Annotated in this window: 11 protein-coding genes; 6 read left to right on the forward strand and 5 right to left on the reverse strand. The window is 72.4% G+C overall.

Annotated elements, in window-relative coordinates; genetic code table 11:
* Window positions 1-143 precede the first annotated feature (143 nt).
* The gene (locus ACOOHC_RS01950; protein ID WP_420452333.1) at window positions 144-3,287 is read left to right on the forward strand and encodes a S8 family peptidase; all 3,144 of its coding nucleotides are present in this window, start codon (window positions 144-146) and stop codon (window positions 3,285-3,287) included.
* 67 nt (window positions 3,288-3,354) lie between these two features.
* Here ACOOHC_RS01950 and ACOOHC_RS01955 read toward each other — a convergent pair whose 3' ends face one another.
* On the reverse strand, window positions 3,355-3,990 hold the full coding sequence (locus ACOOHC_RS01955) for a hypothetical protein (RefSeq protein WP_420452334.1): 636 nt from the start codon (window positions 3,988-3,990) through the stop codon (window positions 3,355-3,357).
* Window positions 3,991-4,184: 194 nt separating this feature from the next.
* Here ACOOHC_RS01955 and ACOOHC_RS01960 point away from each other — a divergent pair, with 194 nt between their 5' ends.
* Entirely contained in the window at window positions 4,185-4,937 is a 753-nt protein-coding gene (locus ACOOHC_RS01960) for an SDR family NAD(P)-dependent oxidoreductase (RefSeq protein ID WP_420452335.1), read from the forward strand.
* An 18-nt stretch (window positions 4,938-4,955) separates the two neighbouring features.
* Here the strand turns inward: ACOOHC_RS01960 and ACOOHC_RS01965 are convergent, their stop codons facing one another.
* The 3 genes from ACOOHC_RS01965 to ACOOHC_RS01975 form a co-directional block, all read right to left on the reverse strand.
* Complete coding sequence (locus ACOOHC_RS01965; protein ID WP_420452336.1) at window positions 4,956-5,732, reverse strand: siderophore-interacting protein; 777 nt, start codon at window positions 5,730-5,732, stop codon at window positions 4,956-4,958.
* A 96-nt stretch (window positions 5,733-5,828) separates the two neighbouring features.
* Window positions 5,829-7,781, reverse strand: a complete 1,953-nt coding sequence (locus ACOOHC_RS01970) for an acetyltransferase (RefSeq protein WP_420452337.1) — start codon at window positions 7,779-7,781, stop codon at window positions 5,829-5,831.
* A 318-nt stretch (window positions 7,782-8,099) separates the two neighbouring features.
* Window positions 8,100-8,528 carry a VOC family protein gene (locus ACOOHC_RS01975; protein WP_420452338.1) on the reverse strand — a complete coding sequence of 143 codons (429 nt, stop codon included), beginning with the start codon at window positions 8,526-8,528 and terminating at the stop codon, window positions 8,100-8,102.
* A 538-nt stretch (window positions 8,529-9,066) separates the two neighbouring features.
* Between ACOOHC_RS01975 and ACOOHC_RS01980 the strand changes: the two genes are divergently transcribed.
* Together ACOOHC_RS01980 and ACOOHC_RS01985 are read left to right on the forward strand one after the other, a co-directional pair.
* Window positions 9,067-11,802 (forward strand): efflux RND transporter permease subunit, encoded by a 2,736-nt coding sequence (locus tag ACOOHC_RS01980; protein ID WP_420452339.1) that lies wholly within the window; start codon window positions 9,067-9,069, stop codon window positions 11,800-11,802.
* A 184-nt stretch (window positions 11,803-11,986) separates the two neighbouring features.
* Window positions 11,987-12,934, forward strand: coding sequence for an MBL fold metallo-hydrolase (locus tag ACOOHC_RS01985; protein WP_420452340.1), 948 nt, complete (start codon window positions 11,987-11,989; stop codon window positions 12,932-12,934).
* 53 nt (window positions 12,935-12,987) lie between these two features.
* Here ACOOHC_RS01985 and ACOOHC_RS01990 read toward each other — a convergent pair whose 3' ends face one another.
* The gene (locus ACOOHC_RS01990) at window positions 12,988-14,181 is read right to left on the reverse strand and encodes a CaiB/BaiF CoA transferase family protein (protein ID WP_420452341.1); all 1,194 of its coding nucleotides are present in this window, start codon (window positions 14,179-14,181) and stop codon (window positions 12,988-12,990) included.
* A gap of 192 nt (window positions 14,182-14,373) precedes the next feature.
* Here ACOOHC_RS01990 and ACOOHC_RS01995 point away from each other — a divergent pair, with 192 nt between their 5' ends.
* Window positions 14,374-14,514 (forward strand): hypothetical protein, encoded by a 141-nt coding sequence (locus tag ACOOHC_RS01995; RefSeq protein ID WP_420452342.1) that lies wholly within the window; start codon window positions 14,374-14,376, stop codon window positions 14,512-14,514.
* Entirely contained in the window at window positions 14,511-15,410 is a 900-nt protein-coding gene (locus ACOOHC_RS02000) for a hydroxymethylglutaryl-CoA lyase (RefSeq protein WP_420452343.1), read from the forward strand. Before ACOOHC_RS01995 ends, ACOOHC_RS02000 begins: the two co-directional genes overlap by 4 nt.
* The last annotated feature ends 11 nt before the right edge of the window (window positions 15,411-15,421 follow it).

The following is a 15,421-nucleotide window of genomic DNA, read 5'->3' on the forward strand; positions in this document are numbered from 1 at the left end:
CCCAGCGCAGCTCGTGACACCACGACTGCAATCTGTGGAGTCGGACCAGAAGTTGGACGCACAGCGTGGTCACATCCCCGCGCGCAGAGGTAGCTTGCGTCGCCATCCAGGAAGCGGCGGGCAGCGCAGACTCGGAGGCAACGGTGACACGACGGTTCGACCCAGCACACGATCCCGGTTCTCCCGGTGCTCGCCCCCCCGGGCGAGCGACGCTCTCGACGCGGCGCGGTCGCGCCGGCGTCCTCCTCGCGACGATCCCGGGCCTGGTCGGGCTCGGAGCGATCGGCGACGGGATCGCCGAAGCTCAGCCCGATGCGACGCAGGAGTCCTACGTCGTCCTCCTCGCCGACGATCCGGTGGTGGCGTACGCAGGAGGCGAGCCGGGCCTCGCTGCGACGGCCGTCTCGGACGGCGAGAAGCTCGACACCGATGACCCCGACGTCGAGCAGTACGTCGAGCACCTCGAGGAGGAGCAGGCCGAGGTCGCCGCCGAGGCGGCGATCGACTCCGCCGACATCGGCGAGAGCTACACCTACGTGCTCAACGGCTTCGAGGCCGAGCTGACCACGGCCGAGGTCGTCGACCTCCAGCGCTCGGCCGACGTCGCCAAGGTGGTCCCGAACGAGCTGCGCCAACTGCACACCGACGTGTCGCCCGAGTTCCTCGGTCTGACCGACCGCAGGGGAGCGTGGGAGTCCGGCTACGTCGGTGAGGACGTCGTGGTCGGCGTCATCGACTCCGGCATCTGGCCCGAGCACCCCTCGTTCGCGGACGACGGTTCCTACCCCACCCTCGACGGCTTCGACGACGTCCCCTGCGAGTTCGGCGAGACCGAGTACAACCCCGACGACGCTCCCTTCGAGTGCAACGACAAACTGCTCGGAGCGCGCGACGCGCGCAACTCGTACCGCCGCTTCGTCGGGCCCGAGACGTTCGACTCGGCGCGCGACTACGACGGCCACGGCACCCACACCGCGGCCACCGCCGTCGGCAACCGCGGCGTCGATGCCAGCATCTTCGGGATCGACCGTGGCGAGGTGAGCGGGGTCGCACCGCGCGCCCGCGTCATCGCGTACTCGGTGTGCGGTGATCTCGGGTGCTTCACGGCCGACCTCGTCGGGGCGATCGACACCGCCGTGGCCGACGGGGTCGACGTGATCAACTACTCGATCGGCGGGGGCCCGACCCTCACCGATCCGACCGACCTCGCGTTCCTGTTCGCCGCCGACGCGAACGTGTGGGTCGCGACCTCCGCCGGCAACAGCGGACCGGGGCCGCAGACGGTCGGTGGACCGGCCAGCGTCCCGTGGATCACCTCGGTGGGTGCCAGCACCCACGACCGCACCTTCCAGAACGTCGTGCGACTCGGTGGTGGCCAGATCGCCACCGGCGTCAGCATCACCGCCGGGACCGACGGCGTCGCGCCGCTCGTCGACGCGGAGGACCTCGGCAACGAGCTCTGCGAACCCGATGTGGGCTTCACCGGCGACGTCACCGGAGCGGTCGTGCTCTGCCTGCGTGGGGTGATCGCCCGGGTGGACAAGAGCCGGGCCGTGGCCGAAGCGGGCGGGGCCGGGATGATCTTGTACAACCCGAACGACGCGCAGGCGCTCGTGACCGACCTCCACTTCGTCCCGTCGACGCACGTGAACTTCACGACCGGGTCGGCCGTCAAGGCCTACATCGACGCCGCCGGGGCCGCAGCGACGGCCTCGCTGTCGGCCGGGACCGCCCGACCGACGCAGGGGTCGGTGATGGCCGACTTCTCCTCACGCGGCGACAACGTCGTCGCGCAGGACGTCATCAAGCCCGACGTCACCGCACCGGGGGTCAACATCCTCGCCGGGCACACCCCCGTCCCGACCAGCGGGGCGCCCGGGCAGCTGTTCCAGTCCATCTCCGGGACGTCGATGTCGAGCCCGCACGTGGCGGGTCTGTTCGCGCTGCTGCGACAGGCGCACCCCGAGTGGACTGCCGCGATGGCCAAGTCCGCGGTGATGACCACCGCCCGTCAGGACGTGTTCAAGGAGGACGGGGTGACCCCCGCCGACCCCTTCGACATGGGCGCGGGCCACATCGACCCGTCCGGTAGGGCGTCGAAGGCCGGCTCGGTGTTCGAGCCGGGACTGGTGTACGACGCCGACGTCTTCGACTACTTCGCGTTCCTGTGCGGGGCGGATGACTCGGTGTTCATCGACCCGGCCTCGACCTGCGGGCAGTTCGAGGCCGCCGGCGTGCCGACCGACGCCGCGAACCTCAACCTCGCGTCGATCGGCGCGGGAGCGATCCCGGGTTCGATCACCGTCGAGCGCACGGTGACGTCGGTCGCCGATCGGCGACGCGTGTTCCACGCCGTCGTCGAGGCACCCGCCGGGTTCGACGTCTCGGTGTCTCCGTCCCGCCTCCGCCTGGAGCCCGGGGAGTCGGCGACGTTCGAGGTGACCTTCACCAACGTGAGCGCCCCGGTCGACACCTGGGCGTTCGGTTCGCTCACCTGGAAGAGCGGGTCCTACGAGGTCCGCAGCCCGATCGCGGTCCGCGCGCTGCTCTTCTCGGCGCCCGAGCAGGTGAGCGGTGAGGGGACCTCCGGGTCGGTCGAGATCCCGGTCGAGTTCGGGTACACCGGCGAGTACGCGGCCGCTGCGCACGGTCCGGTCGCACCCGTCGTGCGGTCGGGCACGGTGGAGCAGGACTCCGATCAGGAGTTCGACCCCGCCGATCCGGAGGGCACGACGGCGCTGGAGATCCGCACCGACGGGGTCGCTCACCTGCGGATCGCGCTCGACGACGGCGACCTGTCGCCGCCGACGCCCGGTGCGGACCTCGACCTCTACCTCGCCGACTCGACGGGGACGATCGTCGCCACGTCGACCTCACCGGGGACGAACGAGCTGATCGACGTCCCGCTCCCGCCCGACGACACCTGGACGCTCTACGTCCACGGGTGGCAGACGGTGGGGACCGAGGTCGGCTTCGGCGTGCGGACCTGGTCCGTGCCGCTCGAGGCCGGGACCGGGCCGATGGAGATCACCTCCGCGCCGGCCTCCGCCGAGCTCGGAGCGACGGCCACGATCGTCGCCTCGTGGGAGGGGCTCGAAGCGGGCGTCGACCACCTGGGTGCGGTGTCGCACTCACGGGGCGCCGAGCTGCTCGGGCTCACGCTGGTCGACATCGAGACCGGTGACGCCGCTGTCGTCGACCCCGAGCGGGCGAAGAGCGACGGGGGCTTCGACGTGAAGGTCGACGCCCGGACCGACGTGTTCGACGACGGCTCGTCGGGGAGCTGACGAGCGCTCGATCGGGCCGGTGCGGGGAGACCCGCGTCGGCCCGATCCGGGTTCCCCGGGGGTTCGATCAGGATCCGAGCGGGTCCTGGGGGACGGCGCAGTAGGAGAGGTCGCGCTCGGAGGTGCCGTGGTACGACCGGCGTCGACCGTCGACCTCGACCACGACGCGGACCCCGGGGGTCAGCACCTGCAGGTACTGCATCCCCTTGCGCGGGCATCCGAGGGAGGAGTCACGCCAGGTGACCTCCTCGACCACCACGACCTCGACGGCGTCGGGGTCGACGCCGAGGCGCTCGACCGTGTCGTCGACCGCCGCCCGACCCAGCGCCTCGGATCCGGTCGGCCACGCCTGACCGGTCGCCGACCCCGGAGACGAACCGCCTGCGGGAGAGGTCTGCGGTGACGTCGCGGGCGTCGTGATCGAGGTGGTGGTCGGGGTCGCGGGAGCGCTCGACGGCACCGTCTCCTCGGGGCTCGACGGCACCGACTGCCGGGGATCGGTGTCGGTGGGCGGGGGGGTGGTCGGTTCGCTGTGCGTCACATCGGTCTCCGTCGTCGGTGCTCGTGGGGGCGCGGCGGTGCCGCTCGCGGTGTGCGCGGTCGCATCGGGCGCCGCGGCCGAGATGGACGACGCGCTGACCGGGGCGGCGCGCCCGTCGTCGGACGAGCCGCACGCCGATGCGGCGAGAGCCGCGAACGACACGGCGGCGGTCGCAGCTCGAGCGGCGCGTGCCGCCGAGGTGGGTCGTGGTCGGGTACGGGGGGACATGGTGCTCTGACGCTCCTGTCCGGCCCGCGGTTCCACGTTACCGCCGGTGACGAGCACCGGGCCGACGTGCACCGAGCGGGGAGGTCCCGACCGGACCTCGGCGCGATCGGTCTCCTACCGTGCGGCGGATGGCCCACGACTTCACCGGCGTCCACGCCCTCGTCACCGGCGCGAGCCGCGGCATCGGGGAGGCGATCGTGCGTCGCCTCGACGCCGGCGGTGCCCGGGTGGCGCTGGTCGCGCGGTCGGCGGACCGCCTCGGGGCGATCGCCGCGGAGCTCGCGAACCGCCCGCTCGTCGTCGCGGCGGACCTGTCGAGCGAGGAATCGGTCGAGATCATCTCCTCCACCGTGCTCGCCGAGTTCGGCGGGCTCGACGTGCTGGTGAACAACGCGGCGGTCGAGCGCAACGAGCCCGCGTCGAAGGTCACCGGCCGGGCGATCGACGAGACCCTGTTCGTCAACCTGCGCCAGGTGCTGGTGCTGTCGTCGGCGTTCGCCAAGCCGCTGTTCGCCGCGCGGGGCAGCATCGTGAACATCTCCTCGACCGCGGCGACCGGGGCCGGTGGGACCCAGGGCGCCTACGCCGCCTCGAAGGGCGGTCTCGACACGCTGACGAAGAACCTCGCGAACGAGTGGGCGTCGAAGGGGGTCCGGGTGAACGGGGTCGCGCCCGGTCTCGTCGACACCGAGATGTGGGAGCCGACCTTCGAGCGGCTCGGCGAGGAGTCGGTGCGCGAGGGGTTCGCGAAGCGGGTGCCGATGGGGCGGTGGGGGCAGGCCGAGGAGATCGCGGCCGTCGCCTGCTTCCTCGCGTCCCGCGACGCGAGCTACGTCACCGGGCAGACGATCCGCGTCGACGGCGGGATGACCAACATCTGACGGCGGCACCCGGCCGCGTCACCGGCGGTCCTTCCAGTACCCACGGACCGTCATCCGGGCCCGCTCGATGCCGCGCTCGTCGCGCAGCAGCGAGCGCACGGCGTGCATCACCGCCGCCTCACCGGCCACCCACACGGCGGTGCCGCCGTCGATCTCCGCGGCGCCGAGCCGGTCGAGCACCTCGCTCCCGCGCTCGTCACCGGTGAGCACCCAGTCGACCTCCACGTGGGGGGCGTCGTCGAGCCCGAGGAGGCGGGCGTCGCCGTCGCGCACCTCGACGATCGCCCGGATCGGCACGTCGTCGGGGATCCACTCGACGAGCTGGGCGATCGCGGGGAGAGCGGTCTCGTCGCCGGCGAGGAGGTAGCCGGAGGTCTCGGGGTCGAGCGCGAACCCGCGACCCGGACCCGAGAACGCCGCCTGGTCGCCCGGCGAGGCGGCGCGGGCCCAGCTCGACACCACGCCGCCGGAGTGCTCGACGACGTCGATCGTGAGCTCGAGCCCCTCGGGGTCGAACGAGCGCGGGGTGAAGGTCCGGATGCTCGGGCGCTCCCCGTCGGCGTAGCGGAACTCGTTGCCCTGCCACTCGGGGAGCACGAGCTCGTCGGCGCCGGGCTCGGGCACCAGGATCCGCACGCTCGCCGCCGGTGACTCGATCTCGAAGCCGTCGAGAGCGTCGCCGCCGAGCACGACCCGACGCAGGTGCGGGGTCAGCGCATCGATCGACCTCACCGTCACGCGGCCGAAGTCGGGGGGTGGCGTCCGGAGCTTCGCGAGATCCGCCGCGGAGGCCACGTCAGCGGCCCGTCGAGGTCGTGGCGCCGAGGATCACGGCACCGAGGCTACGCGCTCGTCGAGTGGCCGGACCCGGACGGGGCGGGATCGCCGCGATCACATCCGCTGCTCGAGGTCGCGGGCGAGTCGACGGGTGCCGGCCGCGGTGGACGGGTCGAACGAGGCGAGAGCGCCGGCGTCGAGGCGTCGGAGTCGCTCGACGGCGAGCTCGGGTCGACTCGGCTCGCTGCGGAAGGTGTCGGTCGAGCGCTCGTAGCGGATCGGGGAGCGCAGCGCCTCGAACGCCTGCGCCCGCACGATCGCCGCGACCACCGGATCACGGTTCGGGTCGCCGCCACGACGCTCCGCCAGCGCGTCGAGGCGATCGCCGGCGCGTCGGAGCGCCGGGGCGCCGCCGAGCGCGAACCAGGTGCCGACCTCGGGATCGAGCAGCTCGACGGCGCTGATCTCGTCGAGCGCGGACACGGGATGAGCGATCGTCACCGGCAGCGGTGCCGAGGCGGCCACGTACTCGCGCACAACCTGGCCGTCGCGGATCTCGGGCACGACGAGCAGCGCCGTCACCTCGTAGCGCCCCGGCTCCGCGAACCCGAAGCCGCTCGCCCCGAACGTGAGGTTCAGGTTGTCGGTCATCTCGTCGCCCGGGTCGAGGGTCCGGGCGACGCCGGGGTCGACGTCGACGCAGCGCTGGGCGACGGGTCGGAAGGCGTCGGCGTCGACGATCCCGCTGGGATCGCCGGGGCGCTGGCGGCGGATGAGCACCTCGAGCAGACCGACCTTGTGGTCGAGGAGCTGATGGGGCACCTCGATGGAGACGTCGAGGTCGTTGCGGAAGCGGACCTGCAGGTAGACGGGTTGACCGAACCCGAACAGCGGGCCGGCGGTGGTGAGTGACGCGGGGGGCGGGTCGAGGAGCAGCGAGACGCCAGCGAGCGGCGCCTCGGGGACGTAGGGGCTCGAACCGCCGCCGCCGTCGGCCCAGTAGCGGACCGAGTGGAACGGCGCCCCGCCGGGGATGACGTCGCGGCGTCGCCCGTGGCGGAGGAAGGCGAGCTCGTCGGGGTCGAACCGGTAGTCGTACCCCTCCCAGAACACCTCGGGACCGCCGACGTGGCGCCAGTCGTATGCCATGTGCGAGAACGAATCGGCCCGTCCGACCTCGCGCTCGAAGCGATGGGCGAGGTTCAGCGCGTGCCCGATCTCGTGGACCGTGGTCTGCATCAGCTTGCGGTCGGCGTCGTCGGGGCGCAGCTCGCGCACGGCCGTCGCGAAGACGGCGGCCGCCTGGCGGGGGAGCTGAGGCGTCGTGTCGAACATCACCCCCAGCAGCCCGCGCTGTCGTTCGTCGGCCGAGCCCAGCACGAGGAGCCCCAGGCCCCACGCGGGGCGATCGACCGGGCGGTCGGCGACGTCGACCATCAGGGCGTGCAGCTCGGCGGTGTCCCAGCCGGCGTCCTTCACCGGGATCGGGTCGTCGCGGTCGTCGACGACGGGGTCGAGGCCGGCCCCGGCGAGCACCCCGGGGAGGGTGCGCACGACCCCGCCGTCGTCGACGACGGGCGCGATCTCCGCCACGTCGCGCTCGCGGTCGATCTCGAGCACGATCGGCCGGAGCAGGTCGCCGACCCGTTCGGCGACGACCGTCATCGGTCGCCGGCTCCCGATGCCGTTCAGGCCGCCGTCGAGGACGACCGTCACGGTCACGGCGCCGCCCCCGCCCCGACCGGGAGCGGGACCGTCGAGGAGCATCGAGCCCGTCGTCCGCCCGCCGAGATCGTCCTCGGCGAGGATCGCCGACGGCAGCGACGCGTCGAGAGGGGGCGAGGTGCGGAACGAGGCCGCGTAGCCGACCAGCGGCTCGTCGGAGCCCGGTCGGCTGGTGATCGCGTACAGATCGCCGCTGACGATGTTCAGCTCGGCGTCCACGCGCAGGTCGAGCGCGATCTCGTCGCCGGCACCCCGGTAGCGACCCCCCGCCGGCATCGCCACGGCCGCCTGGTCTCGGGTCGGTGCGGCACCCGCCGCTGCCAGCTCCTCGTCGGGCGTCATCGCAGGAGTGTGCCCATGGGGGTGCGTCGCAGTCGTCCCGAGCGCCGCTCGGGGCTCGTCGGTGCGATCGTCGACGAGCAGACGGTCTCGGGAGTCATCCGGAACCACGATCTCGCGAGCGCCGTCCCCGCCCCACCGGAGCCCTGTCTCGGCGAGATCGCACGGCTCGCCATCGACCCCGTCGCGACGACTCGCTTCCAGCGCGAACGGGCGTGTCGCACTCGACGGCACCGCGACCAGTTCGAGAACGACGAGGTCGACCGACGGCGGCGATCCTGATGCCGGAGCGCACGCGAGGTCGCCGCACCCCGGCCGTGCTCACGAGCGTCGCGTCGACTCCTCGTCGAGCGGGTACGAGCGAGACGGGTCTTGTGGACTCTTCACGCCGATCCGGTGTCCGTCGGCGTCGCAGACGATGGCGTAGCGCGCACCGAAGAACGTGTCCCACGGCTCGACGCTGCTCCTGAATCCCGCGGCGACGACTCGATCGTGGAGATCGTCGACTTCGGCTCGGCTCACCACGTTGACATCGATGACGGTCGAGCCTGCCGCGGGACCGGCGTACGCCGGGTCCCAGAGTCGGGCGAAGCCGGGTTCGTGCACGACGAGTCTCATCCCGCTCGCGAACTCGATGACTGCAGCCTCGGGATGCCCTCTCGGAGTCCACGCGAAGCCGAGGACATCCCAGAACTCCTTCGCTCGCCCGAGGTCGGTGACGATCAGGTTCACTTGCGCCAATCCCTGCATCAGCGGATCCTCGCGCACGCGACGATGACGAGACGTCGGACTCGGTGCACTCGACGTGGACGCACGACGATCTCGGCGCTCGCGACGACACCGATCACGCGAGCGCCGCGCCGCTCGTGATCGGCCTCTCGGCGCTCGGACCGGCACCCCAGACCGGTCGTCGCCCCGCCGGATGCCGCGCAGGCGATGAGACCGACCGTCGTGCCGGCCACGGGCCAGCCAGCGAGTACGTGGTCCTCGCTGATCCGATCGGCACCGCACACCTTCAGAACGAGGGCGCGACGCCCGCACCCTGTCGCTCCACGACCCGATCGATCGGAAGCACGAGGAGATCGGACGCCACGTCCTCACCGGGTGGGACCCGCCGCCCGGCATCTACACCTGACGATCCACCGGGCGACCCGCAGGCCAGGTGCGCTCGGATGCCGCAGATCCCCGGTCGGCGCGCCCGTCGGCCGACGCAGCCGTCGAGGGTCGGCGCCGGTGACGATCGACCCGTCGCGGGCGACGGCCGCCGTTCGCCGTTACCGTCGCGCCCATGTCGGACGGCGCCGCACCCGACGAGACCGCCGACGACCCCACCCGGGGACCGACGGAGGGAGAGGGGTCGTCGCGACGGTCGGTGATCACCTCGCTCGCCACGGCCGCGGCGTCGCGGTGGAAGGCGACCCTCGCGGTCTGGATCGCGGTCCTGGCCGTCGGGGTCGTCGCCTACGCCGGGGGGCTCGCCCGTGAGGGCTTCCCGCCCGTGGACCTCCCGATCGTGGTGGCCGACGGCTCGTACTTCGTCGACGACCCCGAGGTGGTCGACGCCGACATCGCCGTGCCCCTCCAGGAGGCCTACGCCGCGGTCGACGGCGTCGTCGAGGTCCAGACCTTCGCGCGGGCCAACGGGTTCACCGTCGTCACCGAGTTCGACGACGGGTTCACCTCACCGCAGGGGGCCGAGCTCCTCGACTCGGTCGCGATCGACCTCCCGGACGAGTCGACGCTGACCGTCCGGCCGGTCGAGGCGACCAAGTTCCTCGAGGTGTACGACCTCCTCGTGGCGGTCAGCGGACCCGACGGTGCGTCGGCCGAGGATCTCCAGGCCCAGGCTCGCCTGCTGGAGGAGCGCCTCGAGGAGGGCGACGGCGTCGAGCGAGCCGACGTGCGCGAGCTGCTGACCGAGGGCGCGAACCCCGAGACGGGGGAGAGCGAGGTGCGCCGGACGCGGTTCGTCCGGGTCGCCTTCGACGGCAGCGGCGCGTACGACGAGGCGATCGCGATCGGCCTGGTGCGCTCGGCGGACACCGATCTCGACGTGCTCGGGTTCAGCGACGAGATCGGCGCTCTGCTCGACGACGCCGACGTCCTGGCAGAGGGCTACGAGGCGGCGATCACCGCCGACTTCGCCGACGAGATCCGCACCCAGATCGGCTCGCTCACGGTCAACCTGCTCCAGGGGCTGGTGGCGGTCGCGATCGTCAGCCTCGCCCTGATCGGGTGGCGCGTCTCGGTCGTCACCGGGGCGTTCATGGCCACCGTGATGATGGCCGCGCTCGGGGGGCTGTGGTTCCTCGGCTACTCGCTGAACACCATCACCCTGTTCGGGCTGATCCTCACCCTCGGTCTGCTGGTCGACGACGCGATCGTCATCTCGGAGTCGATCGACGCCAACCGCGGCGGCGCGGCGACACCGGTCGGCGTCGTCCGCCGAGCGATCGACCGGGTCGGCACGGCCTCGCTTTCGGGGACGCTCACCACACTGCTCGTCTTCGCGCCGATGCTGTTCGTGTCGGGGGTGCTCGGCGAGTTCATCCGGGCGATCCCGGCCACGGTGATCCTCACCCTGGTGCTGTCGTTCGTCTTCTCGATCGTGTTCATCTCCGCCGTGGCCCCGCCCTTCCTGCTGCGTGGGTCGGCGCCGGACAACCCGATCATCCGCGCCGAGCGCAGCGTCGCGCACGGCCTCGGTCGCCTCGCCGAGTACCCGTCGAGCCACGGTCCCAAGGGGATCGTGGTGGGCGTCGCCGTGTTCGCCGTCGCCGTCGGGACCGTGCTCGGTTCGTTCCGCGTCGCGTCGACGGTCGGGTTCAACATCTTCCCCCCGACCGACGACGCGAACTCGCTGCTGCTGAGCGCCGACTTCGATCCGGGCACGACGATCGACGGAGCCCAGGAGGTCGCCGACGACATCGACGCGATCGTGCTCGACACGCTCGGCGACGACCTCGTGCGGTCCCAGTACGTGGACGGCGACGAGCGACGGCTGTCCACGCTCGTCGATCTGACGCCCTTCGATGAGCGTGGCACGACCGCGCCCACCTACGTCGAGCGCCTGGAGGAGCGTCTCGCAGCCGTCGACGGAGCGCGCCTGTCGGTCGCGGTGATCGAGAACGGGCCGCCGGTCGACGACTTCCCGTTCGCGGCGCAGATCTCGGTCGGCGACGACGTCGCCGCCGGGCGTGAGCTCGCCGTCGACCTGCGCGACCGGCTGGTCGGCGCGGCTCTCGACAAGCCCGGTGGCGAGCCCACCGTCGTCGAGGACGCGATCGTTTCGAGCGAGGGGACGGTGTACCGCCGTGGCGGCGAGCGCCAGATCGAGGTCCGCGCCGCGTTCTCGACCGACGACCTGACGAACAACCTCGACGCCACGGAGGCCCTCGTGCGCGACGCGTACGACGCGGACGCGCTCGCCGAGCGGGGCCTCGCCGAGGACGCGATCGGGTTCGACTACGGCCAGGAGTCGGACAACCAGGACGACTTCGCCTCCCTCGGTCGGGCGCTCGTCATCGCGCTCGGGTTGATGTTCGTCCTCCTCGTCGTGCAGTTCCGCTCGATCGTGCAGCCCCTGCTGATCTTCGTCGCGATCCCGTTCAGCTTCCTCGGCGTGTTCACCGCGCTGAGCCTCAGCGGGAACCCGATCAGCTTCTTCGTCGGGATCGGGTTCATCGCGCTGATCGGGGTGGTGGTGAACAACAGCATCCTGCTCGTCGACGCCGCCAACCGATCCCGCCGCGAGGGCCTGCGGCCCGGGGAGGCGATCGCGGACGCAGTCGAGCAGCGCTTCCGTCCGCTGGTCGCGACCACGATCACCACCGTCGCCGGGTTGCTCCCGCTCGCGCTCGGCGACCCCTTCTGGGAGTCGCTCGGGTTCACCCTGATCGGCGGGCTGATCAGCTCGACGATCATGGTCCTCGTCGCCTTCCCGGTCTTCTACCTCGCGGTGGAGAAGGTCCGCACCCCGGTGCGCAACGCGGTGCGCCGACGCCGCGGCCGTCCCCTCGTCTGACCCGGCCCGCCCCGACGACCGGCTCGAGATCGACGCGGCGGAAGAGGGCGTCCGGATCGACTGCTCCCGCCCGCACGCTCCACCGGGGTCCGCAGCACCGTCTCGTGATCGGGGGCCGGGGAGACGCACGGGCGCCCGTCGCCCGGCGGCGCCGTGGCGGGCGGCGATCTGCGACGCTGGGTCGATGAGCGCCCACCTGCACGACCACGGCGAGCTCGACCCCCCGCGCCTGGAGCAGGTCGCCGACGGCGTCTACGCCTACATCCAGCCCGACGGCACGTGGTGGATCAACAACGCGGGGTTCGTCGTCGGCGACGAGGGGGTGGTCGCGATCGACACCTGCGCGACCGAGCGGCGCACCCGGCTGTTCCTCGACCACGTCGCGGCGGTCACCGACCAGCCGATCCGGATCCTCGTCAACACCCACCACCACGGAGACCACACGCACGGGAACTCCTTCACCCACCCGGCCGCGATCGTGGGCCACGACCGATGCCGCTCGGCGATGATCGCGGCGGGGATCGAGCACCACCCGGGCGTCTTCGGAGACCCCGAGCCGCCGGAGTGGGGAGAGCTCACGCTCGCTCCGCCCATGGTCACGTTCTCGGACCTGATGCACGTGCACACCGGTCGGTTCGCCATCGAGCTGCGCCACCTGGGGACGCCCGCGCACACCGACAACGACGTGGTCGCGTGGCTCCCCGACCAGCGCGTCCTGTTCGCCGGCGACCTCGTGTTCAACGGCGGCACCCCGTTCATGCTGATGGGCTCGGTGGAGGGCTCGCTGCGTGCGATCGAGGGGTTGCGGAGCTTCGACGCCGAGGTGGTCGTCCCCGGCCACGGACCCGTCTGCGACCCGTCGGTGCTCGACGGGCTCGCCGACTACGACCGCTTCGTCCTCGAGCTGGCGCGCACGGCGGTGGACGCCGGAGCCGCCCCGCTGGAAGCGGCGCGCGACGCCGATCTCGGTCGGTTCGCGCACCTGACCGACCCGGAGCGGATCGTCGGCAACCTGCACCGGGCGATGTTCGAGATGGGCGGTGCCGAACCCGGCGCGCCGATCGACCTCGCCGCTGCGATCGGCGACATGATCGCCTTCAACGGCGGACGCCCGCTGCGCTGCCTCGCCTGACGATCCGCGACCGCGGGGCGGCCGTCCCGGGACCGCGCCGTCACATCACGCCGTCAGATCACGCCGTCGGCGCGCAGCGCCTCGAGCTCGTCGTCGGAGTAGCCGAGCACCCCCGACAGCACCTCGTCGTTGTGCTCCCCGAGCTCCGGGCCGACCCACGAGATCGAACCCGGCGTCTCGGAGAGGCGGGGGAACACGTTCTGCATCGCGAACGATCCGAGGCGCGGGTGGTCGACCTCGACGATCGACTCCCGCTCGCGGAAGTGGGGGTCGGCGAGCATGTCGGGGGCCCGGTACACGCCGCCGGAGGCGACCTCGTGCTCGATCATCGCGTCGAGGACCTCCGACGCGGTCATCGTCGAGGTCCACTCCGCGATCAGCCCGTCGAGCTCGGCCTGGTTCGCGCCGCGGGCGAGGTGGTCGACGAAGCGCGGGTCGTCGACCCACTCGGGGCGACCCATCGCGGCGCACAACCGGGCGAAGAGGCTGTCCTGGTTGGCCGCGATGAGAACCCACTCGCCGTCGCGCGTCGGGTAGAGGTTCGACGGCGCGACGTTCGGCAGCATCGGGCCCGTCCGCTCACGGGTGAACCCGCCGATCGTGTACTCCGGGATCAGCGACTCCATCACCGCCAGCACCGACTCGTAGATCGAGGCGTCGACGACCTGGCCGCGCCCGGTGATGCCGACCTGGTGCAGGGCGGCCATCGCACCCATCGTGGCGTAGATCGCGGCGAGCGAGTCGCCGATCGAGATCCCGGCCCGGCTCGGCGCCGTCGACGGGTCGCCCATCACGTAGCGCAACCCGCCCATCGCCTCGCCGACCGACGCGTAGCCGGGGCGCGACGAGTACGGGCCGGTCTGGCCGTACCCAGAGACGCGCACCATCACCAGGCGCGGGTTGATCGCGGAGACCTCCTCCCAGCCGAGCCCCCACCGCTCCATGGTCCCGGGGCGGAAGTTCTCGACGATCACGTCGGCGTCGGCGACGAGGCGCCGCACGATCTCCTGGCCGCGCTCGTCGCGCAGGTCGCAGGTGACGGATCGCTTGCCGCGCGCCGCGATCGGCCACCACAGGGTCTCTCCGTCGACGCGCTCGCGGCCCCACTTGCGCAGGGGGTCACCGACGCCGGGCTGCTCGAGCTTGATCACCGTCGCGCCGTAGTCGGCGAACAGCTGGCCGCAGTACGGGCCCGCCAGCAGCTGGCCGAGCTCGATCACCGTGACGTCGTCGAGGGGCCCGCTCATCGTGGCGCCGCCCCCGCCACGCCATCGGTCGCGCGGACGTCCGGTGCGGCGGCGGCGATCTCCGCGTCGTCGTCGGGCTGCCCGTCGGGAGGTGCGTGCATCACCGGAATGTACGCAGCCTCGGGCCGCGCCGGGGCGACGAGCGCGCTCGGAGGTGCGAACCGGGAGGCCCGGCGCTCTACCGTCGTCGCGATGGGGCGCCAGGACGAGCACCACGACCGCGATGCGCCGCCGCGACGCGAACCGACGTCGTCGCTCGGCGTCGCGACGCCGGTCGAGCGAGCGCTGCGCCGACCTCGGCGGGTGACGAGCAGCGGCACGGGCCACCCGTGACCGACTCGATCGAGGTGCTCGAGGTCGGACCCCGCGACGGTCTGCAGAACGAGCCGGCTCCCGTGCCGACCGTGGCGAAGGTGGAACTGATCGACCGCCTCCTCGACGCCGGCGTCACCCGCCTGGAGACGACGAGCTTCGTCCACCCGGCCGCCGTCCCCCAGCTCGCCGACGCCGACGAGGTGATGGCCGCGGTCGCCCGGCCGGCGGGCGTCGTGCACCAGGGGCTCGTGCTCAACGAGCGCGGGTTCGACCGGGCCGTCGCGGCGCGCTGCGACGAGATCAACGTGATCGTCGTCGTCACCGACGCGTTCAGCGAGCGCAACCAGGGCATGACCACCGGCGCGATGCTCGACGTCGCCGACGTCGTCGCCGGTCGGGCGGCCGAGGCCGGGATCCCGATGACGGTGACGCTGAGCGCGGCGTTCGGCTGCCCGTTCTCGGGCGAGGTCGATCCCGGCCACGTCGAGGCGATCGCGGGACGGGTGGGGGAGCTGCGGCCCGCTCAGATCGCGCTGGCGGACACGATCGGCGTCGGGGTGCCGGCCCAGGTGCACGACCTGTTCGGCCGATGCCGCCGCGCCGCACCCGGCACCGCGCTGCGCGCTCACTTCCACAACACCCGCAACACCGGCTACGCGAACGCGCTCGCCGCGATCGACGCCGGCGTCGTCACCCTCGACGCCTCGGTCGGGGGCATCGGGGGGTGCCCCTTCGCCCCCGACGCGACCGGGAACATCGCGACCGAGGACCTGGTGTACGTGCTCGAGCGCTCGGGCATCTCGACCGGTCTCGACCTCGACCGGCTGATGCGTGCCGCCGAGTTCGTCGGCGAGCTCGTCGGCCGCGAGGTCCCGGGGCAGATGTCACGCGCCGGGCGGTTCCCCGCTCGCTGATCGCCACCGCG

This window comes from Ilumatobacter sp. (assembly GCF_965215205.1).
Lineage (GTDB): Bacteria > Actinomycetota > Acidimicrobiia > Acidimicrobiales > Ilumatobacteraceae > Ilumatobacter_A.